The organism is Rhizobium mayense (assembly GCF_030272705.1).
GTDB classification, from domain to species: Bacteria; Pseudomonadota; Alphaproteobacteria; order Rhizobiales; family Rhizobiaceae; genus Rhizobium; species Rhizobium mayense.
Genome location: NZ_JARFYM010000033.1, coordinates 84,269 through 103,375, shown reverse-complemented (window position 1 = coordinate 103,375; position 19,107 = coordinate 84,269). Strand labels below are relative to the sequence as shown.

Annotated in this window: 18 protein-coding genes; 7 read left to right on the top strand and 11 right to left on the bottom strand. The window is 60.9% G+C overall.

Features of this window, described 5'->3' with window-relative positions; genetic code table 11:
* Positions 1–79 precede the first annotated feature (79 nt).
* A complete protein-coding gene (locus PY649_RS28285; protein ID WP_285872215.1) occupies positions 80–955 on the bottom strand; it encodes a DUF937 domain-containing protein in 876 nt (291 codons plus the stop codon).
* Between the two features lie 133 nt (positions 956–1,088).
* Positions 1,089–2,462 (bottom strand): glutamate--cysteine ligase, encoded by a 1,374-nt coding sequence (locus PY649_RS28280; RefSeq protein WP_285872214.1) that lies wholly within the window; start codon positions 2,460–2,462, stop codon positions 1,089–1,091.
* 243 nt (positions 2,463–2,705) lie between these two features.
* Between PY649_RS28280 and PY649_RS28275 the strand changes: the two genes are divergently transcribed.
* The gene (locus PY649_RS28275) at positions 2,706–3,317 is read left to right on the top strand and encodes a LysE family translocator (protein ID WP_285872213.1); all 612 of its coding nucleotides are present in this window, start codon (positions 2,706–2,708) and stop codon (positions 3,315–3,317) included.
* A 24-nt stretch (positions 3,318–3,341) separates the two neighbouring features.
* On the opposite strand, the gene PY649_RS28270 is transcribed toward PY649_RS28275, so the two are convergent.
* The 3 genes from PY649_RS28270 to PY649_RS28260 all read right to left on the bottom strand — a co-directional run bounded on the left by PY649_RS28270 (position 3,342) and on the right by PY649_RS28260 (position 6,224).
* Complete coding sequence (locus PY649_RS28270) at positions 3,342–4,079, bottom strand: 16S rRNA (uracil(1498)-N(3))-methyltransferase (RefSeq protein WP_285872212.1); 738 nt, start codon at positions 4,077–4,079, stop codon at positions 3,342–3,344.
* A 10-nt stretch (positions 4,080–4,089) separates the two neighbouring features.
* On the bottom strand, positions 4,090–5,628 hold the full coding sequence (locus tag PY649_RS28265) for an inorganic phosphate transporter (RefSeq protein ID WP_285872211.1): 1,539 nt from the start codon (positions 5,626–5,628) through the stop codon (positions 4,090–4,092).
* Positions 5,629–5,741: 113 nt separating this feature from the next.
* A complete protein-coding gene (locus PY649_RS28260) occupies positions 5,742–6,224 on the bottom strand; it encodes an NUDIX hydrolase (protein ID WP_285872210.1) in 483 nt (160 codons plus the stop codon).
* 264 nt (positions 6,225–6,488) lie between these two features.
* Here PY649_RS28260 and PY649_RS28255 point away from each other — a divergent pair, with 264 nt between their 5' ends.
* On the top strand, positions 6,489–7,412 hold the full coding sequence (locus PY649_RS28255) for a LysR substrate-binding domain-containing protein (RefSeq protein WP_285872209.1): 924 nt from the start codon (positions 6,489–6,491) through the stop codon (positions 7,410–7,412).
* Between the two features lie 114 nt (positions 7,413–7,526).
* Complete coding sequence (locus tag PY649_RS28250; RefSeq protein ID WP_285872208.1) at positions 7,527–8,690, top strand: adenosylhomocysteinase; 1,164 nt, start codon at positions 7,527–7,529, stop codon at positions 8,688–8,690.
* A gap of 282 nt (positions 8,691–8,972) precedes the next feature.
* Here the strand turns inward: PY649_RS28250 and PY649_RS28245 are convergent, their stop codons facing one another.
* Complete coding sequence (locus PY649_RS28245) at positions 8,973–9,974, bottom strand: zinc-dependent alcohol dehydrogenase family protein (RefSeq protein WP_285872207.1); 1,002 nt, start codon at positions 9,972–9,974, stop codon at positions 8,973–8,975.
* A gap of 110 nt (positions 9,975–10,084) precedes the next feature.
* Between PY649_RS28245 and PY649_RS28240 the strand changes: the two genes are divergently transcribed.
* Positions 10,085–10,936 carry a LysR family transcriptional regulator gene (locus tag PY649_RS28240; protein ID WP_285872205.1) on the top strand — a complete coding sequence of 284 codons (852 nt, stop codon included), beginning with the start codon at positions 10,085–10,087 and terminating at the stop codon, positions 10,934–10,936.
* On the opposite strand, the gene PY649_RS28235 is transcribed toward PY649_RS28240, so the two are convergent.
* Complete coding sequence (locus PY649_RS28235) at positions 10,937–11,500, bottom strand: O-acetyl-ADP-ribose deacetylase (protein WP_285872204.1); 564 nt, start codon at positions 11,498–11,500, stop codon at positions 10,937–10,939.
* 38 nt (positions 11,501–11,538) lie between these two features.
* Entirely contained in the window at positions 11,539–12,435 is an 897-nt protein-coding gene (locus PY649_RS28230; RefSeq protein WP_285872203.1) for a LysR family transcriptional regulator, read from the bottom strand.
* Between the two features lie 125 nt (positions 12,436–12,560).
* Here PY649_RS28230 and PY649_RS28225 point away from each other — a divergent pair, with 125 nt between their 5' ends.
* The 3 genes from PY649_RS28225 to glcF all read left to right on the top strand — a co-directional run bounded on the left by PY649_RS28225 (position 12,561) and on the right by glcF (position 16,728).
* Complete coding sequence (locus PY649_RS28225) at positions 12,561–14,000, top strand: FAD-binding oxidoreductase (protein WP_285872202.1); 1,440 nt, start codon at positions 12,561–12,563, stop codon at positions 13,998–14,000.
* Positions 13,997–15,196: an FAD-binding protein gene (locus PY649_RS28220; RefSeq protein ID WP_285872201.1), complete on the top strand. Its 1,200-nt coding sequence runs from the start codon at positions 13,997–13,999 to the stop codon at positions 15,194–15,196. The genes PY649_RS28225 and PY649_RS28220 overlap by 4 nt, the downstream gene beginning before the upstream one ends.
* A 212-nt stretch (positions 15,197–15,408) precedes the next feature.
* Positions 15,409–16,728, top strand: coding sequence for a glycolate oxidase subunit GlcF (glcF, locus tag PY649_RS28215; protein ID WP_285872200.1), 1,320 nt, complete (start codon positions 15,409–15,411; stop codon positions 16,726–16,728).
* 128 nt (positions 16,729–16,856) lie between these two features.
* Here the strand turns inward: glcF and PY649_RS28210 are convergent, their stop codons facing one another.
* The 3 genes from PY649_RS28210 to PY649_RS28200 form a co-directional block, all read right to left on the bottom strand.
* On the bottom strand, positions 16,857–17,189 hold the full coding sequence (locus PY649_RS28210) for a DUF6881 domain-containing protein (RefSeq protein ID WP_285872198.1): 333 nt from the start codon (positions 17,187–17,189) through the stop codon (positions 16,857–16,859).
* 75 nt (positions 17,190–17,264) lie between these two features.
* Entirely contained in the window at positions 17,265–17,933 is a 669-nt protein-coding gene (locus PY649_RS28205; protein WP_285872196.1) for an outer membrane protein, read from the bottom strand.
* A 425-nt stretch (positions 17,934–18,358) separates the two neighbouring features.
* Positions 18,359–19,060: a L,D-transpeptidase gene (locus tag PY649_RS28200; protein WP_285872195.1), complete on the bottom strand. Its 702-nt coding sequence runs from the start codon at positions 19,058–19,060 to the stop codon at positions 18,359–18,361.
* Positions 19,061–19,107 lie beyond the last annotated feature (47 nt).

The window sequence follows — 19,107 nt, the reverse complement described above, 5'->3', positions numbered from 1 at the left end:
TGTCAGCAGGCAGCGGGAAATTCTTGCCAAAGGCGAGATGAGGGCGACTCCACACCCCGAGAACAGTAAACGCCAGGCTTCACTTCTGCGTCGGCGCGGGCTTGTTTTCCGTCTGCATGTAGCTGTCGAAAATCGCTTCCATGTTCTTCTGATAGGTCTTTTGCACTTCCAGGCCGCTGTCGAACATGGCGTTGAACATCTCGGTATAGGCCGCCATGTCGACGCCAGGGATGGCGGGCTTGGCCTTCGGCTCTTCCTTCGGCGGCTCCGCGGGCATCGGGAAGCTGCGCATCATGTCCTGAAACGCTTTGGCGAAGGGATTGTCGAGGAAAGGGTTAGCAGACGAGGCCGGCTTTTCGTGCTCGACCGGTCGGGCGCCGAACATCAGCTCCATCGCTTGGGTGAAAGGATTGTCGAAGATGCTCGCCTGTGGTGTTGGCTGCTGCTTCGGTGCAAAACCGATGGTCTGCAGCCAGTTCTGCATCATTTCACCCATCGCGGTGTTGAGGAACGGATTGGTCATCTGAGGCATCTGGCCGCTGGTTTCCTTGAACAGGCCGCCCATGAGCGTGTTGGCCATAACGGGCAGCATGCGCTTGTAAATCTCCTGGCCGATGCCAGTCATCTGCGCTGCTTGCGCAGCGATGGCGCGCGATACTTCCTTGGAGCCGAACAGCCGTGCCAACACGTTATTCCCGTCGGCAATGCCCTCCGGAGTGAAGGCCTTGCTCATATCCTCGAAATATTTGGCATAGCTGCCGGAGGTGATGTCCTGCATCACGCTCATAAAATTATAGGGGTTCGTCGCGCTGCGTTTGAACCCCGATGAAAAGGCGGGCATCAGCGCCGCCATCGCCTTGGTCGCCTGTTCCTGCGCGAGGTTGAACTGCTTCGCCATGGCCTCGGTGGCGGCGCCGTTCTGTGCCTGCATCATCATGTCGAAGAGTGGCAGCATCGAAGTCCCTTTCCCCGCAATCATGCCGCCCGGAATCAGAAGGCGTGCAATTCAAACAGTATAGCGGGAAAAAAGACGGCGCATACCGCTTTCTGCCTGTCCGCAACCGCGGCAAACGGGGCCGAATCGGCTGTCAGTATTGATATTCCTCGAAGACCGGCTCGACCGACTGGTTCCAGCGGCCGTGATAGAGCATCAGCAGATCGTCGGCGAGCGTGCCCTTCTTGGCGAGCACTTCGTCGAGCGGCGCCAGGAAGACGCTTTCGTCCAGGCCGTCGCCGTTCAGCCGGGCGCGGTTCTTCAAGCCGTTGCGGGAAATGCCGATGACCTCGCGCGCCACATCGAACAGGCCATGGCCCTTGATGCTCGCTTTCAGGCCCTGCACCGGCACGACATCGCGCAGAGCATTGACCTCTTCGAAAGTCCACTCCTTGGTCAGCTCGTCTGCGGATGTCAGCGCCTCGTCGTCATAGAGCAGGCCGACCCAGAAGGCCGGCAACGCGCAGATACGCCGCCAGGGGCCGCCGTCGGCGCCGCGCATTTCCAGGAAGCGCTTCAGGCGTACGTCGGGGAAGAGGGTGGAGAGATGGTTCGTCCAGTCGCCCATCGTCGGCTCCCAGGCGGCGATCTCGCCCTTAAGCGCGCCGTTCATGAACTGGCGGAAGGTGACGTGAGTGCAGTCATGATAATGGCCGTCGCGAACGACGAAATACATGGGAACGTCCAGCGCCCATTCGACATAATCACGGAAGCCGAAGTCGTCGCGGAAGGTGAAGTCAAGCAGACCGCTGCGGCGGTTGTCGGTATCGCGCCAGATGTCGCCGCGCCAGGAGGAAAGGCCGTTCGGCTTGCCTTCGGTAAATGGTGAGGAAGCAAACAGCGCGGTCGCCAGCGATTGCAGCTTCATCGATACACGCATCTTGCGGCGCATGTCCTCTTCCGAAGCGAAGTCGAGGTTCACCTGGATCGTGCACGTGCGATACATCATGTCGAGACCCTTGGTGCCGACCTTCGGCATGTAGCGGGTCATGATGTCGTAACGGGACTTCGGCATGCGCGGCGTTTCGGCCAAGGTCCATTTCGGGCTGCCGCCAATGCCGAGGAAGCGTATGCCCATGGGCTCGGCGATTTCGCGTAATGTCGCCAGGTGCTGGTTCGATTCCTTGCAGGTCTGGTGAAGGTTTTCGAGCGGTGCGCCCGACAGTTCGAATTGGCCGCCGGGCTCGATCGAGATCGCACCCATGCCGGTCGGCTCGCCCAGCCCAATGATGTTGTCGCCATCCATGATGGGATCCCAGCTGCTCTTTTTCTGCAGGCCCTTCAAAAGCGCGGAAATGCTGGCGTCCCCGAAATAAGGCACAGGGCTGTTGTCGGCGCGGAAAAACACGAATTTTTCGTGTTCCGTGCCGATGCGGAATTGCTCCTTCGCCTTGCTCCCGGCGGCCAGATAGGCCGTCATGTCCGAGACCGAAGAGAGCGGAGTCTGGTCGGTGGTGTCGCGCGCCATGGTATTACCTTGATCTCGGAAGGGAGCCAGCGCAAGCCGCAGGCCAATGGGAAGGGTGATTGACGCGGATTGAGGTACGGTGCAAGTGAATTTCTTTCAAGACCCGTTCAAAAAAATAGCATTTTGTGTCTGGAAGCTGCGGTGCGATAGAAGCTGATACCCGCGCGCTTGCACAAGCGTTCAAGACACCCGACCAACGTTCGAAATAGCCTTGCCTTCGATTGACAACGGGAGGGCATATCGATGTTCGAGCTAACCGCACTCTATCCGATCCTGACCCTGCTTCTGGCTTCTCTTGTCATTATGGGCAGCCCGGGTCCGTCCACGATCAGCGCCACGGCGGTTGGGGCCGTCTATGGTTTCCGCCGGTCGATCGGTTATGTCTGCGGTCTCATCGCCGGCACGATGGTCGTGCTGCTGGCCGTGGCGGCCGGCGTCGTCGCGATTTTGCTGTCGGTGCCCCATGGCGCTTCGGCGCTTACGGTCATCTCGGCCGTCTACATCCTCTACCTCGCCCTCAGAATTGCCACTGCTCCGCCGCTCGCATACGGCAGCGATCAAGCCGCCACGCCTGCCTTCGCTGGCGGTTTTCTGCTGGCGGTCGCCAATCCCAAGGCATATCTGGCGATTGCCGCCGTCTTCGCCGGGGTCAACCTTTTCAAGGACCGGGGCACGCTTGACGCGGTGAGCAAGATAGCACTGCTCAGCATGATGATTGTGATCATCCACCTGTGCTGGCTTCTGATCGGAGCCTCGCTATCTCGTTTCCTTCAGAACCCGACCATTTCGCGTGTCGTAAATATTTCGTTGGCAGGCGCGCTGATCATCACGACCGCGTTCGCGCTGGCGCGTTGAAAAGCCGTTGTCGGGCGGAGTAAACTAGTTCCAGTCCCCGATCGCCGCCTGGATGACCGCCATGGCCGCCACGGCTGCCGTGTCGGCGCGCAGGATGCGGGGGCCCAAGGGAATGGCGGTGACGAAATCAAGGCTGCGCAGTAGCGTGCGCTCTTCCTCCGAAAAACCACCCTCCGGGCCGACCAGCAGCGCCAGATGTTTCTCCTTGACGTCTGCCAGAAGCGGCAACGGGTTCTGCCCGGCATCGCCTTCGTCGCAGTAGAGGATGCGGCGTTCCTTCGGCCAGCGCGCCAGGAGATCGGCAAGCTTTACCGGCTCGGCCACATCGGGAACGCCGAGTATGCCGCATTGCTCGGCTGCCTCGATGACATTGGCCTTGAGCTTGTCGAGATTGGTGATCTTCCCCTGTACGTGCTGCGTCATCACTGGCTGCAGCAGACCGGCGCCCATCTCCACCGCCTTCTGCACGAGATAATCGAGCCGCCCGACTTTCAGCGGTGCAAAGAGATAGTGCAGGTCGGAAGGGGCGGGTTGCGGCCGCGTCTCCTCGATTGGCGTCAGCAGGATATGCTTGCGCGAGGGAAAGGAGACGCGGGCCTTCCATTCGCCGTCACGGCCATTGAAGATCAACAGCTCGGCGTCGTCCTCCATGCGCAGCACATTGGCGAGATAGTTGAATTGATCGCGATCAGCTTCGATGCCAGCATTTGCCCTGATATCCGAAACCACGAACAGCCGCTGCATGCGGAAATTGGCGCGCATGGGTAATCCCTTAAATGAAGAGCGCGACCATAGCCCAATATACCGCGGCTGCAAGCATGGCCGATACCGGAACGGTGATGGACCAGGCAGCGATGATGGTCATGAAATGCGAACGGCGCACGAGACGTCGGCGATGGATTTCGTCCGGATTATGCTCGCGGGCTTCTTCCACCTCGCCCCAGGCGATTCCCGAGGCGTCGGCCTTCCGCCGCATATAGGCCAAGCGGCGCTTCGAGTGGGTGGTGGACCATTCACGAAAGAAGCCGACGCCGAAGACCGCGCCGATGGCGATATGGGTGGAGCTGACGGGCAGGCCGAACCAGGAGGCGACGATGACGGTGAGAGCCGCCGACAGCGCCACGCAATAGGCCCGCATCGGGTTAAGCTTGGTGATCTGCTCGCCGACGAGGCGGATCAGGCGCGGACCGTAAAGGAGCACGCCGACAGAGATGCCGCAGCCGCCGATCAGCACGACCCAATAGGGTGCGGCGGATCCGGCCGCGCCTGCGATGACGTCGAGACTGCCGCCGGGGCCGAGGCTGCGCACGATCGCGGCCAGCGGGCCGACAGCGTTGGAGACATCGTTGGCACCATGCGCAAAGGACATCAGCGCCGCCGAACAGATCAGGGGCAGGCGGAAAAGCTTGCGCAGCGAGCTATTCTTGTTTTCGTAGCCGACGGATTGCGCTGCAACCAGCGGTCTCGCACCGCACCACGTTGCCAAGCCGACACCGATGCCGATCGCCATGGTCGAAAAGCCTGCGACCGTGTCGTGAGGCGCGAGTTGCACGACGAGATAAGCGGTGAAGGCGCCGGCCATCAGGCCGATCAGGATGGGAATCCAATATCTGGCGGCCGCGATCTTGTCGTCGCGATAGACGATGAAAGTCTCGATAAAAAACAGAATACCGGCGGCGATCGCACCGCCAAGGAGCGGCGTAACTACCCAGCCGGCGGAGATGACCGCCATCACGCTCCAATTGACCATCTGAGGCCCGACGGCGGCAGCGCCAGCGCCGACGACGGCGCCGACGATGGCATGCGTGGTCGAAACCGGCGCCTTCAGCCAAGTAGCGAAATTGATCCAGAGTGCCGCGGCCAAAAGTGCGGCCATCATCAGCCAGGCGATCTTGCCGCTGGTGAAGATGCGGTCGGTATCGATGATGTGCGAGGAGATGGTCTTGATGACCGGTCCGCCCGCGATCGTGGCGCCCAGGATTTCGAAGATCGCCGCCATGACCAGAGCCTGCGTCATGGTAATGGCCCGCGCCCCCACGGCGGCGCCGACATTGTTGGCAACGTCCTTCGCGCCGATATTCATGGCCATATAGCCGGCAAGCGCCACGGCAGCGATGACTAGCGTTGCACCTGGCTGGTTCAGCACATGGATCCCGGCAAAACTCATGGCAAGGCCAAGGAAGATCAGGCCAATGCTGGGAGCGATCAACCGTTTCGTGACATGGTACGCCGCATCCTCGACATAGGTGACCTTGTCGAGATCCTTGTCCAGTGTGCGTTTTGTCGGTGTCCCCGGTCGGTCGTCGAACATGCCATTCTCTGAGTCGAAATGTATGGGCTTACGCCGCCTGGCAGCCCACGCAATGTTTGGCAATTATACCGGCGTAATTTGTTGGGACTATGTTGCGGCTTACTCGGCCACTGCTACAGCGGGTTTTCCGTAATCCGCTGCTCGAAGGCGAGGATGAGGTCGCGCAGTTCCGGTTCGCGGACGCGCTTCACCGCTTCGGCGCAGGAGAACCACTCGATCGAACGCTCGCCCTTTTCCTTGAAATTCTTGGCGAGATCGCTGACATCAAGCGCATAGACCTGAACCCGGCAGGGCACCTGGATGCCGTCCTTCAGAACCTTGGGATAGTTGAATGCGCCCAGCGGCTCGGTTTCCACCGTACCGCGCACGCCGGCCTCCTCAAAGGCTTCGCGTGCCGCCACTTCATGCGACAGCTTACCCGGCATCGGCCAGCCCTTGGGAATGACCCAACGACCAGTGTCGCGACTGGTCAGCAGCAGCACTTCCAACTCGCCCGTCTTCTTCTTCACCCGGTAACAGAGCGCAGCATATTGCTGTCGCGGCGGGCGCCGAAACATGAGCTGCACATCATTTGCGATACGGGCGAGAATGGCCAATTGTGGAGGCACCTTTAGGAGTTAGAGTTTAGAATCAGTCACATATTAGCATTACATGGAAAAATTGTGCATTCCATATGGCTTTATATGGTATTTCCCCACACTTTTGTTGAGGCCTAAATAGATAAAAATAGGATGAGTCGGCCTCCGATATTCGCCAGCGACTGTGCTGAAAGCGACATTGAATGCTATCCCCATGCCGCAGATGGTGTAATCGCTGCTTAGCTCTTCCTATCATACCGGCAAATAAGCTAAATCTCCGTTATGTCCGAACGCTCTCCGCCGCAACGTCTTCCGCCGATGAACGCGTTGCGCGCTTTCGATGCCGTTGCTCGTTGTGGTAGCATATTGAAAGCAGCCGACGAACTCGGTGTGGTGCGTGGTGCTATACGCCAGCAACTCGCTGTGTTGGAAACCTTTTTCGGTATTGCTTTGTTCCAGCGCGACGGCCGCCGCCTGGTTCTGACGGAGAAGGGAAGGGCCTTTGCCGATTCCGTCGGTATCGCCTTCGGCATCTTGGCGCGAGCTTCGGCTGAGGTTGTAGCCGGTGCGCGCCGGACGCTCCGCCTCGGCGTGCCCTCGGCTTTTGCCGTCTGGTGGCTGATGCCGCGCGTCGGCGAACTGCAGGCTGCACTTCCGGAGGTCGATGTCGACATCATTCCGATGGCAACAGTTGAACCGCTGGCGCGACATCCCGATCTCGACGCCGTGATCATGGGCGGCGAATATCGGCCGGCGTCTGACATCACCGCCATTCGCTTCATGGAAGATGAATTCGGCCCGGTGGCGACGCCCGGCCTTGCCGCCCGCCTCGACCTTTCCGCCGGCGTCGACGCGCTTGCGGGGGCCGTCGCCCTGACAAGCCGTTCCACGCCCCGCCTCTGGGATGATTGGTTTGCCGAGAGTGGCCATGCGCCCATCCGTTTCGCCCGCAATCGCGAATTCGAAGATCTGCTCTTGGCGATCGGCGCCGCCCGCTCCGGCATCGGCATTGCCATCGCACCTCGCACGGCCATCGGCGAAGACATCGATCGCGGCGCGCTCGTGGCGCCCTATGGCTTCATCCGAAGGCCTGCCGGATACAGCCTCAGCATCCGCGGCGGCGATGCCAAAGACGCGGCTTTTGTCAGGCTGACGGAGTGGCTGGTCGGAGCGGGCGCTGGGCCTCTCCCACTAGGGGCGAGATAAGCCTCGTGCATACGTCACTTTTTCTGCTCTATCGCTCATTCCAATGTCCATAGACAGCCCGCCATTTCCCGTGGGAGATCGAGGCAACGACAAACCTCTGCCAGGAGCTCATCAATGCACCAGCCTTCCTCTCCTTCCCGCATCGATTGGGTTGCCCGGAGCTGCCGGCTGCTTGCGGCCACGGCAGCGGAATTCAGCCAGACCCGACCCTTCGCCGGCTTGACGATCGGAACCGGCATTCATCTCGAGCCCAAAACCGTGGCCTTGCTGATGACACTGCGGGCCGGCGGAGCGCACCTCGTCTGCACCGGCAATCTCAACAGCACCCAGCCGGAAACCGTCGACTATCTGCAGGCCCAGGGCATCACCGTTTTCGCCACTCAGACCACGGATGCCGCCGAGCACGGTACCAGCCTCGACGCCATCCTGGCGGAAAAGCCGGATCTGCTGCTCGACAACGGCGGAGATCTCTTCGCCCGCGCCGCCGAGCGACCCTATGCGAACCTGTTGGGCGGCACCGAGGAGACGACGTCCGGCCGCACCCGGCTACTGCCGATGCGCGACAAACTGGCCATGCCAATCCTCGTCATCAACGACAGTCCGATCAAGCAATTCGCCGAAAACAAGCATGCCGTCGGCCAGAGCCTGTTCGAGAGCTATCTGCGATTCACCAACCGCTCGACCAACGGCAAACGCGTCACCATCTTCGGCTACGGCGCCTGCGGCAAGGGCACGGCCGCCTGTTTCCGCAACGCCTTTTCCACCGTCAGCGTCGTCGATATCAATCCGGTGACAACGCTTGAAGCGCATCTGGATGGCTTCGTCACACCCCTGCGCGCCGAGGCGATCCGCTCCGCCGATATCCTGATTACCGTCACCGGCTATCCCGCTATCATCACCGCGGCTGACCTGCCGCTGATCAAGGATGGCGCGATCCTGATGAATGGCGGTCACTTCCCACACGAGATCGATGTCGAGGGCTTCCACAGTAGTCCGGATGTCGTTGGCGTCGATCGCTACGAGGCCGAGCATATCGAGACCATCCGCATGCAGGACGGGCGCTCTTTCCACATTCTCGGCGCTGGCCACATGGCCAATCTCGCCGGCCCGCGCCCCCTCGGTAATACCGTCGAATCCATGGATCTCGGCTTCGCGCTGCAAGCCCGCTGCCTGGAGCGCGTGGCAAAGGGTGGTCTCGGCAAAGAAGCCTGCGTCATTCCCGTGCCGGCGGATATCGACGCCATAGTAGCGTCGGCCTATCTCGACCTGGCGCGATAAGCGCAGAGGCTATCCCGCCCTCGGCGGGCGGGAAAGCGAAATCAGCATTTAGCCGATAGGCTAAGTGCTAGATTTCGCAAGGGCGGGGGTAGGCAGGGACGCACAGGATCTCGCCGTCAAATGAGCAAGTCGCGGACCCCCGCTCTCGCAATTTCAATCGCTTAGAAATTGCGCCAGACTCGCGAATATGTGGAGCTCTCTATGTCGCAATTCCTAAACCAGTGAAATTGCTTTCTCGCCCGCCTAGGGCGAGATGGAACCGAATTCGCCGCGCCGCCGGTATCAACCATTAACATCTACAACTATTTTCCCCTGAGCCTGGCGATTCTCGATCAGGGCATGCGCCTTATCGACATCGGCGAGCGTGAAACGATGGGGATCAAGCCTCGGTACGAGCTTACCGGCCTCGACCAGTTTCGTTGCTTCACGCATGATCTCGCCGTGATGCTGCCGGCCTTCTCCGGTCAGCAGCGGCAGCAGCGTGAAGACGCCGGAGTAGCTGGCGGCCTTGAAGGACAGCGGCGCCAATGCATGCGTTCCCCAACCGAGGGCGCTGACCACATGGCCGAAACGGCGCACGGCTTGAAAGGCGGCGTCGAGGTTTGCGCCGCCGATGGTGTCGTAGACGAGATCGAAGCCTTGGCCATTGGTATGGGCTGCCAAGTAGTCCTCGACGGTCTGAGCGCGATAGTCGATCGGCGTCGCCCCAATGCTGCGGATGTAATCGGCCTTCGCGCCGCCATCGACGGCATAGGCATCCGCGCCGAAGGCTTTGGCGATCTGCACGGCGACATGGCCGACGCCGCCTGCACCGCCAAGCACCAGCACTTTCTGACCCGCCTGCAGACGAGCGCGGTCGACCAATCCTTCCCAGGCGGTGATGGTTGCTAGCGGCAGTGCCGCCGCTTCGCGCATGGAGAGGTTGTTCGGCTTTAGCGCCAGCAAACGAGCATCGACCGCCGCATATTCCGCTAGCGACCCCTGATTGCCACCGACGCCGCCGGTCATGCCGTAGACTTCGTCGCCCGGATGAAAATCGGAAACATCATCGCCGATTTCCTCGACTGTGCCGGCAAGATCGATACCGAGAACGGCGGGGAAGGGGTGCCGCGCATGGGCGGCCGCACCCGCACGGATTTTCGTATCGAGCGGATTGACCCCGCTGGCAGCGATACGAACGAGCACCTGGCCGGGGCCGGGTTTTGGCCTGGGAATTTCTGCCAGCCGAAACGGCGCATTCGGGCTGTCGATATAAAGGGCTTTCATGGTGGAAGGAGAGGGCATTGTTGCCTCCTTGAGTTTCGCTGCTACGAAGATGGGATCTTCAAGAAAGAATGGAAACCTACGAATTTGTACGATATCCATGCATTTTCGTTTGGCGTTCGGAGAGCGGCATGAACTGGAGCGATGTCGAAATCTTTCTCGCCATTGTCCGCGAAGGAACGCTGGGAGGTGCTGCGCGCAGGCTTGGGCTGACACAGCCGACCATGGGCCGTCGCCTGAAAGCCTTCGAAGCGACACTCGGGCAGATGTTGTTTCAGCGCACGCCCGATGGCTTCGTGCTGACGGACGAGGGGACAGCCATCTTAGTCCATGCCGAGCGCATGGAGGAAGAGGCTTTGGCGCTGCGGCGCGCACTCGTGGGGCAGGAGCGGCAGTTGGAGGGAGCGCTTCGGCTCTCGTCTTCGGACTGGTTCGGCGCGCATATGCTTTCGCCGGTGCTTGCCGAGTTCTCATTGCAGCATCCGAAGGTGCTGGTCGAGCTGGTCACCGATTCGCGTCTGCTCAATCTCTCCCGCCGCGAGGCCGATCTCGTCTTCCGCATCGCGCCCTTTACCGAGCCGGATGTCATCTCGCGCAAGCTCATTCACATCGAATACGGTCTTTACGCCGCGGACGGTTCCGAGCATCCGAACCTGGGCGACGGTGCCGGCGCGAGGCTGGTAACCATGGACGAGGCCTTCGGCGGTATGCCCGATGTCGCCTGGCTGAAGCGCGCGCTTCCAAAGGCCGACGTGGCGATGCGCAGCAATAACAGGGAAGTGCAGGCAACGCTTTGCGCCCGCGGTGCCGGTCTCGCCGTCCTGCCTCGCCCTCTCGGCGACACGGTCGCCGGCATCGAGCGGGTGGATATTGGCGAAGCCCCACCCGGTCGCGATACCTGGGTCGGCTATCACCGCGATCTCAAACGGTTGGCACGGCTGCGGGCACTGCTGGATCTTGTCATCGAACGCTTGGTAAACTGACTAAGCATTTGCGAGCGCGTACGGCAGCAGCCTGTCATAGAGTGCGGCCATTTCGTCGCCAAAACAGCAGAAGATGATCTCATCGAAATCGCCGCCGATGCTCCCGGCGACACCGGTACGTGTCGCGATCGTCGCGGCGGGTTCGGCGGGGAAACGGTAGACGCCAGTGGAAATGGCCGGAAAGGCGATGGTCTTGAGACTATGATCCATGGCAAGGCCGAGGCTGCTTCGATAGCAGCTTGCGAGCAAATCGTCTTCGCCCCGCCCGCCGCCATTCCAGACGGGGCCGACCGTATGGATCACATGCTTTGCCGGCAGGCGATATCCCCTGGTGATCTTGGCCTGTCCGGTCTTGCAGCCGTTCAATGTCCGACATTCTGCCAACAGTTCCGGTCCGGCAGCACGATGGATCGCGCCATCCACACCGCCGCCACCCAAGAGGCTGCTGTTTGCCGCATTGACGATGGCATCGACGGCGAGCGCGGTGATATCGCCGAGGATGATGGTGAAGCGCGTATTCGAGGTTGCGGAAAGATCGGAGCGGATGGTTTCAAAAGCAGGCATGATGACACTCTCCAATCCTTAAGGTGATTAGTGGTCGTCTATCGCTCCCAATAGGGGACCGGCCCATAAAGTTCCGCCAGGAAATCGATAAAGACGCGCACCTTTGCCGGCAGGAACTGACGGCTGGGATAGACCGCCGAGAGCGTGACGCTGTGGGAGCCTTCATAGGCCGGCAACACCTGCACCAGCCGGCCGTCCTTGAGTTCGGGGCCGATATCCCAGGTGGAGCGTAGCGCAATACCGAGGCCGGCAATGACGGCTTCGCGAACCACCTCGCTGGAATTGGTGATCAGCCTGCCTTCCGGCCGAAAGATCAGCGCGCCCTTTGGTCCATCCAGACGCCAGGGATCGTTATTGTGCGGCGGCAGACAGGTGTGGCGGCGCAAATCATCGATGTCCTCCGGCATGCCATGGGCGGCAATATAGGCGGGCGAGGCGCAGAGCACGCGGCGCACCAGCGCCAGGCGCCGGGCCACAAGGCTGGAATCGGTAAGCTCGGCAATGCGGATTGCGAGATCGTAGCCGCCGCCGACGATATCGACGAACTCGTCGGTCAGCACCAGATTGATTGCCAGGTCCGGATGCGCGTGCATGAAAGCCTTCAGATGTGGGGCGATATGCAGCCGGCCGAACGAAGTGGGGGCTGAAATCTTCAACGTACCCTGCATCTGTGCCGAACGACCGGCGATATAGGCCTCTGCTTCCTCCAGTCCGGCGAGGATGGCGAGCACCCGGTCATAGAAGCCCTGACCTGCCTCTGTCAGCGAAATCTGCCGTGTCGTGCGTTGTAAAAGCCTTGTGCCGAGCCGATCCTCCAACCGTTTGATTCGCTTGGAAATAACTGCCGGCGAAAAGCCAAGAGCGCGGCCGGCAAGCGACATGCTGCCGGTCGTGACGACGCTGGCGAAAATCTCGAGATCCCCTAGATTGGTCATGACGCTTAATTTATTCCTCTTTTGGCATAAATGCTTATCATTTACGCCAATTACGGGAAAGTGGTAAGCGTGATATGGCGTTAAAAAGAGGGCGAGCCCATATTTGGGTGCAGGAGGAAAACACTATGGCCGAGGCCATTTCATTTCTGGCACCGCGCGCCGATGTCCTTGCCCGCCGCCGCGAGATCGTCGCGGACCTTGCTGATCTCCTGCCTCCGGAATGTCTGGTCCATGAGCCGCGCGAGCTCATGCCCTTCGAAACGGACGCTTTCATTTCCTATCGCCGCATGCCGCTCGCCGTCGCCCTGCCGCGTTCAACGGCCGAAGTAGCTGCCGTGATGAAATATTGTCATCGCTACGGTATTCCTATCGTGCCGCGTGGCGCCGGCACATCGCTCTCCGGCGGCGCTATTCCGCAGGAAGATGCCGTCGTGCTGGGCCTTTCCAAGATGAATCGCATTCTCGACATCGATCTCGCCAACCGTACGGCGACGGTGCAGGCCGGCGTCACCAATCTGCATATTTCCGAAAGCGTCTCCGCGGATGGTTTCTTCTATGCACCCGACCCGAGCTCCCAGCTCGCCTGCACCATCGGCGGCAATGTCGGGATGAATTCCGGCGGTGCGCACTGCCTGAAATACGGCGTCACCACCAACAATCTGCTCGGCGTCAAACTGGTGCTGACCGACGGCACGGTGATCGACCTTGGCGGCAAGGCGCTGGATGCGGCGGGTTACGACTTGCTTGGGCTTGTCTGCGGCTCGGAGGGCCAGCTCGGCATCGTCACCGAAGCAACGGTGCGGTTGATCGCCAAGCCGGAAGGCGCGCGGCCAGTCCTGTTTGGCTTCGACACCTCGGAGCAGGCAGGCGCTTGTGTCGCGGATGTCATCGCCGCCGGCATCATCCCGGTCGCCATCGAGTTCATGGACAAGCCGGCGATCGAAATCTGCGAGGCTTTCGCCCACGCCGGCTATCCCCTGGATGTCGGGGCGCTGCTGATCATCGAGGTCGAGGGTTCGGAAGCGGAGATGGACGACATGCTGAAAAGCATTGTCGAGATCGCCCGCACCCACAGCGTGAAGACTGTACGCGAGTGCCAGTCGGCGACCGAGGCGGCGCTGATCTGGAAAGGGCGCAAATCCGCATTCGGGGCCACCGGTCGCATCGCCGACTATATCTGCATGGACGGCACGGTGCCGCTCAGCCAGCTCTCTTACGTCCTGAAAAAGACCTCTGAAATCGTCGACGGTTATGGCCTGCGCGTCGCCAATGTCTTTCATGCCGGCGATGGCAACATGCACCCGCTGATCTTGTTCAACGCCAATGATCCCGAAGATGCCGCCAAGGCGGAAGCGGCAGGCAACGACATTCTCCGGCTCTGCGTCGATGCCGGCGGCTGCTTGACGGGTGAGCATGGCGTCGGCATCGAGAAGCGCGACCTGATGCGGCACCAGTATTCGGAGGTCGATCTTGCTCAGATGATGTCGGTGCGCGCTGCCTTCGATCCGGCCTGGATCCTGAACCCCTCCAAAGTCTTCCCGCTGGATGGTCGTAACGCAGGATGAGAGAATTTCTACCGAAGACGGAAAATGAGGCGGCAGCCATCATCCGCGACCATGCGGCGCGTGGGGCGGCGCTAGCCGTTGTCGGCGGCAATACCCGTGCCGGTTTCGGCAATGCCGTCGCCGCGGAGGCGGCGTTATGTTCGCGTGAGCTTACCGGCATCGTCGCCTATAATCCGGGTGAGATGGTGATGTCAGCACGAGCCGGAACGCCGGTTGCCGACATCGAGGCGGCGCTGGTGCAAAGCGGCCAGATGATGGCCTTCGAACCGATGGATCATCGACCGTTGATGGACACCGGGGGTGAGCCGACCATTGGCGGCGTCTTTGCCGCAAATGTCTCCGGGTCGCGGCGTTTCGTAAGCGGAGCCGCACGCGACAGCCTGCTCGGCGTCCGCTTCGTCAATGGCAAGGGCGAGATCGTCAAGGCCGGCGGGCGGGTGATGAAGAACGTCACGGGCCTCGATTTGGTCAAGCTGATGGCTGGTTCGCACGGCACGCTCGGATTTCTGACCGAGGTTACCTTCCGCGTGCCGCCGCGACCGAAGACGGAGGAGACGATCATCGTTTCTGGCCTCAACGATGCCGAGGCGGCAAATGCCATGGCGGCCGTCATGGCGCTGCCGCTCGATGTGTCCGGCGCGGCGCATCTGCCGCTGACCGTCGCCTGGACGTTCCTGGATGGCAAACTGCCGCAAGGAGAGGCGACAGTCCTGCGCATCGAAGGTCTGGCCGGGTCTGTCTCGGTAAGGGCAGAGAAGCTGGCCTCCGCCATGCGCCGCCTTGGCCCGGTGACGCGGCTGGCCGAGGCTGAAAGTCACCGCCTGTGGCGCGAGATCCGCGATGTCAAGCCTTACGCAGACGGGACGATGCGCCCTGTCTGGCGCGTTTCCGTCGCGCCAAGTCTTGGACACCAGCTCGTTGCGGCACTGCGCCTCGAAGCCGGCGTCGATGCCTATTACGATTGGCAGGGTGGCCTCGTTTGGATGCGCATGGAAGCAGAGCCCGAAGGCGATCTTGTCCGTCGCTTTATCCACGCTCCGGGCGGCGGCCATGCCACGCTGCTGCGCGCAACACCGGCCGCCCGGGGGTCAACGCCGTCTTTTCAGCCGCAACCGGAAGCGATCTCGCTGCTGTCGGCGCGCGTGAAGGAAAAATTCGATCCGGCGAGAATTTTCAATCCTGGGAAGATGGGGTGATGCGGATGGAATTTTTTGCTCAGGACCCGCTCACCCTAGCCCTCTCCCCGTGGGGAAGAGGGGACGCCCTCGTTTGTGGTGACCTTGCGATCCGATCGAAGTCGAGGGATATCGGGGGGTGCGTCTATCCCCTTCTCCCCGTCGGGACGGGGAGAAAGTGGTCGACAGGCCGGATGAGGGGCCGGGTCTTGCCCGGACGGAGACATACCTAAATGCAAACCAACTTCACCCCCGCCCAACTTGCCGATCCGCATGTCGCCGAATCCGAAGCGATCCTGCGCAAATGCGTGCATTGCGGTTTTTGCACCGCCACCTGTCCGACCTATGTGACGCTCGGCAACGAGCTCGACAGCCCGCGCGGCCGCATCTATCTCATCAAAGACATGCTGGAAAACGGCAGGCCCGCCGATACCGAGGTGGTGACACATATCGATCGCTGCCTCTCCTGCCTTGCCTGCGTGACTACCTGTCCATCGGGCGTCGACTATATGCATCTGGTCGATCACGCCCGCATCCATATCGAGGAGACATACAAGCGGCCGCTGATGGACCGGTTAACGCGCAACCTGCTGGCCGTGGTACTTCCCTATCCCGGCCGCTTCCGCTTCGCGCTCAACCTTGCGCGCCTTGGGCGACCGTTCGCGGGCTTGATGAAGCGCATTCCGGCGTTGAACCCCTTCGTTGCCATGCTCAATCTCGCGCCGCGCGTCATTCCCGCGCCATCGCCTTTCGCGAAGCCCGGACGGTATCAGCCGCAGGCGGAGCGACGGGCGCGCGTGGCGATCCTGACCGGTTGCGCCCAGCCGGTGCTCGACCCCGGCATCAACGAGGCAACCATCCGGCTCCTCACCCGTCTCGGCGTCGAAGTAGTGGTGCCGGAGGGCGAAGTCTGTTGCGGTTCGCTGGTGCATCATATGGGGCGAGAGGAACAAGCGCTGGCCAGCGCGCGCGCCAATATCGACGTGTGGATGCGCGAGATCGGAGCAGGCGGGCTCGACGCGATCATCATTACGGCGTCCGGTTGCGGCACGACGATCAAGGACTACGGCCACATTCTGCGGCTCGACCCGGCCTATGCGGACAAGGCGGCAAGGATCTCGGCGCTCGCCAAGGACATTACCGAATATCTAGCTGGCCTCGATCTGCCCTCGCATATGCCGCGCGGCATCACCGTGGCCTATCATTCCGCCTGCTCGATGCAGCACGGCCAGCGAATCACCATGGCGCCGAAACAGCTGCTGAAGGCAGCGGGGTTCACCGTACGCGATCCGGCCGAGGGGCATCTCTGCTGCGGCTCGGCGGGCACCTACAACATCATGCAGTCGGAAATCTCCGGTCAGCTGAAGGCGCGCAAAGTTAAGAACCTTGAGGCGACGAAAGCCGATATTATCGCGACCGGCAACATCGGCTGCATCACGCAGATCGCGACGGGAACCGATATGCCGATCCTGCACACGATCGAATTGTTGGATTGGGCTCATGGCGGGGACATGCCAGCCAAGCTGAAGGGGCTCAAGCAGGTGGCAGGCTAGGAGGCCCTCGGAAACGGCAGCACTCATCGGCAGGATGCCGGCGCCCGTTCGAACTCATAGAAACGGGAAGGGCGCCGGCACCCATGAGCCAGAGGCCGAGGTTGGCCTTGCCGTCGGCATTGGAGGGGTTAGTGCCCCCCGGTCGGCCCCAGCCATTCAATCTCGAACTTTTCGGCGCTGGTGAGCGTCAGGCTTATCCGCTCCTGGCCTTCACAGATGAATAGGCCGTCCACGACATTGCGCACGCTGTCATAGAACGAGCCTTCGACAAGACTGCTGATGCCCGCCATCTCGCGGTTTCGGCCGGAAACATCGGCAACGGACACACATTCCCGTCGGCCGTCGGCAAACACGTCGACAAGCCGCGGCACCTCTCCGTCGGCGTCAACCTCATAATAGATTATGACGGGATCCCCACTTTCCGGATGGATCCAGTCGCATCGGTAATAGGAAAAGCTCATGCAGCTACTGCTAACACGAAAACCCCCAAATCGGAACCGATTTAGGGGTTTCGGTTAGAATAATGGCTGCGTCTCTTAGAAGTTGAACGACACGCCGAAATTGATGGCATTGGTGAAGACATTGGTCTTCAGGTTAGCGCCGCTATCGATCGGGACGTCCACGAAGTTGTAGTTGCCCTTATATTCGACGAAAGTCGCCCAGTGCTTGCTGAACTGATAGCTGATACCGGCCTGCGCCTGCAGCGACGCGCCGCCGAACTCGTAGTCAAAGGTGCGGCCGGAAGCACGGGTTACTTCCACGTGCGGCACGTTGATACCGGCGCCGAGGCCGACATAGGGCGTCCACTTGCGGCTCGGATCCTGGAAGCGATAGAGCGCATTGAGCGTCAGCATGTTAAGGCCGTCGGTGAACTCGAAGTGCGACCAGCCGGGCGTGTTGCCGAGATCGCCATAGACCTTGGCATGGGTGTAATCGAGTGAGACACCCCAGTTCGACTCGTTGAACTGGTCCAGCCACCAGATGCCGCGAAAGCCGAAATAGGGCGGCATCTTGAAGGATTTGCCAGACCAATTCGGATCGAAATCGGCGCCATCCGACGTCTTGACGTTGTTTCCGGTGGCGCCCTGGAAGCCGCCGTAAGCCGAAAACTGCATTTCTGCCGAGGCCGAGCTAGCGCCAAAGACAAAAGCGGAAATTGCAAGCGCGGCGAGCGCCGGCTGCTTGATGCGAAATGCACGATGCATGTAAAATCCCCGAATGGCAAAGTGTCGCTATCTAAGCGTGCTTCTATGACAGTTCTATTGCGTTATACCCCACTTCGGTAAGGCTTAGGTAGGGAAGCTGACACGAAACTGAATAAAAAGGGCGGTTTCCCCAGCGCAAAACACGATAAATTTGGGAATGTTACAACTGTGCCACAGTTGATGTTGCCGGGCAGGTGCGCCGAGGCCGCATATTTTGTGCGCGGCGACTCGGTCCACGCGAAGAAAGAGGACATCCTGTTCCGGAATCGACTCCGCGCTCACCGACCGCGAACCTGTCCGGGGTCGCGTCAATCATCCGGTTATATTCGCGGCAGAATTGCAAGCGGTTGTCGTAGCTGATATCGAATTCGCAGGCTCATCGTCGTTCGAAACGGCCCCACCGGGCCGTTTCGCCGGCTCGCTAGTTAGCTGCCGAACATCGTCCGCAACAGGTCGATGCCGCGATCGTCAAAGCTGACCTCGCCCTGCTTGTTGCCGGGCCCGACGACGATGACCTTGGTGCCGACCGGCGCGCGATCATAGAGATCGATGACATCTTTGTTCATCATGCGGATACAGCCGGACGACATGTTCAGGCCGATGCTCCAGGGCTGGTTGGTGCCGTGGATGCGAAACGCCGTGTCGTTGCCATTGCGATAGAGGTACATGGCGCGGGCGCCGAGCGGGTTGTCTTCGCCGCCTTCCTGATAGGCGGGCAGCTTGTGGCCTTTCTTGGCCTCGCGGACGCGCATCTCCGGCGGCGGCGTCCAACCGGGCCATTCCGCCTTGCGGCCGACCTTGACGACACCCGACCAGCCGAAGCCCTCGCGGCCAACACCGATGCCGTAGCGCCGTGCACGGTCGTCGCCTTCGACGAGGTAAAGATATTTGTTGTTGGTATCGATGATGATCGTGCCTGGCGCCTCGTTGGTCACCAGCCGCACAACCCGCCGCTGGAACTGTGGCTTGACCTGTCCCTGTGGCTCGGTCGCCACGCGGATCACGTCGGTCCGTGTCGCTTGCTCGACATGAGGTGCTGAGGCGCTGAAGGCTGCGGCACTCGATGCCGCCATGAGGCACGACATAGCAATGCCCGCCGCCGCCACGACCGGTAGTATTGATTTCATCTGTCATTCCCCTCTCGATTTACCGAGCAGGAAACTAACGAAACTTG

Excerpts from the sequence above, each read along its gene's own strand:
- PY649_RS28285 (WP_285872215.1), bottom strand. The coding sequence starts at position 955 with ATGCTGCCACTCTTCGACATGATGATGCAGGCACAGAACGGCGCCGCC.
- PY649_RS28280 (WP_285872214.1), bottom strand. The coding sequence starts at position 2,462 with ATGGCGCGCGACACCACCGACCAGACTCCGCTCTCTTCGGTCTCGGAC.
- PY649_RS28275 (WP_285872213.1), top strand. The coding sequence starts at position 2,706 with ATGTTCGAGCTAACCGCACTCTATCCGATCCTGACCCTGCTTCTGGCT.
- PY649_RS28270 (WP_285872212.1), bottom strand. The coding sequence starts at position 4,079 with ATGCGCGCCAATTTCCGCATGCAGCGGCTGTTCGTGGTTTCGGATATC.
- PY649_RS28265 (WP_285872211.1), bottom strand. The coding sequence starts at position 5,628 with ATGTTCGACGACCGACCGGGGACACCGACAAAACGCACACTGGACAAG.
- PY649_RS28255 (WP_285872209.1), top strand. The coding sequence starts at position 6,489 with ATGTCCGAACGCTCTCCGCCGCAACGTCTTCCGCCGATGAACGCGTTG.
- PY649_RS28250 (WP_285872208.1), top strand. The coding sequence starts at position 7,527 with ATGCACCAGCCTTCCTCTCCTTCCCGCATCGATTGGGTTGCCCGGAGC.
- PY649_RS28245 (WP_285872207.1), bottom strand. The coding sequence starts at position 9,974 with ATGCCCTCTCCTTCCACCATGAAAGCCCTTTATATCGACAGCCCGAAT.
- PY649_RS28240 (WP_285872205.1), top strand. The coding sequence starts at position 10,085 with ATGAACTGGAGCGATGTCGAAATCTTTCTCGCCATTGTCCGCGAAGGA.
- PY649_RS28235 (WP_285872204.1), bottom strand. The coding sequence starts at position 11,500 with ATGCCTGCTTTTGAAACCATCCGCTCCGATCTTTCCGCAACCTCGAAT.
- PY649_RS28230 (WP_285872203.1), bottom strand. The coding sequence starts at position 12,435 with ATGACCAATCTAGGGGATCTCGAGATTTTCGCCAGCGTCGTCACGACC.
- PY649_RS28225 (WP_285872202.1), top strand. The coding sequence starts at position 12,561 with ATGGCCGAGGCCATTTCATTTCTGGCACCGCGCGCCGATGTCCTTGCC.
- PY649_RS28220 (WP_285872201.1), top strand. The coding sequence starts at position 13,997 with ATGAGAGAATTTCTACCGAAGACGGAAAATGAGGCGGCAGCCATCATC.
- glcF (WP_285872200.1), top strand. The coding sequence starts at position 15,409 with ATGCAAACCAACTTCACCCCCGCCCAACTTGCCGATCCGCATGTCGCC.
- PY649_RS28210 (WP_285872198.1), bottom strand. The coding sequence starts at position 17,189 with ATGAGCTTTTCCTATTACCGATGCGACTGGATCCATCCGGAAAGTGGG.
- PY649_RS28205 (WP_285872196.1), bottom strand. The coding sequence starts at position 17,933 with ATGCATCGTGCATTTCGCATCAAGCAGCCGGCGCTCGCCGCGCTTGCA.
- PY649_RS28200 (WP_285872195.1), bottom strand. The coding sequence starts at position 19,060 with ATGAAATCAATACTACCGGTCGTGGCGGCGGCGGGCATTGCTATGTCG.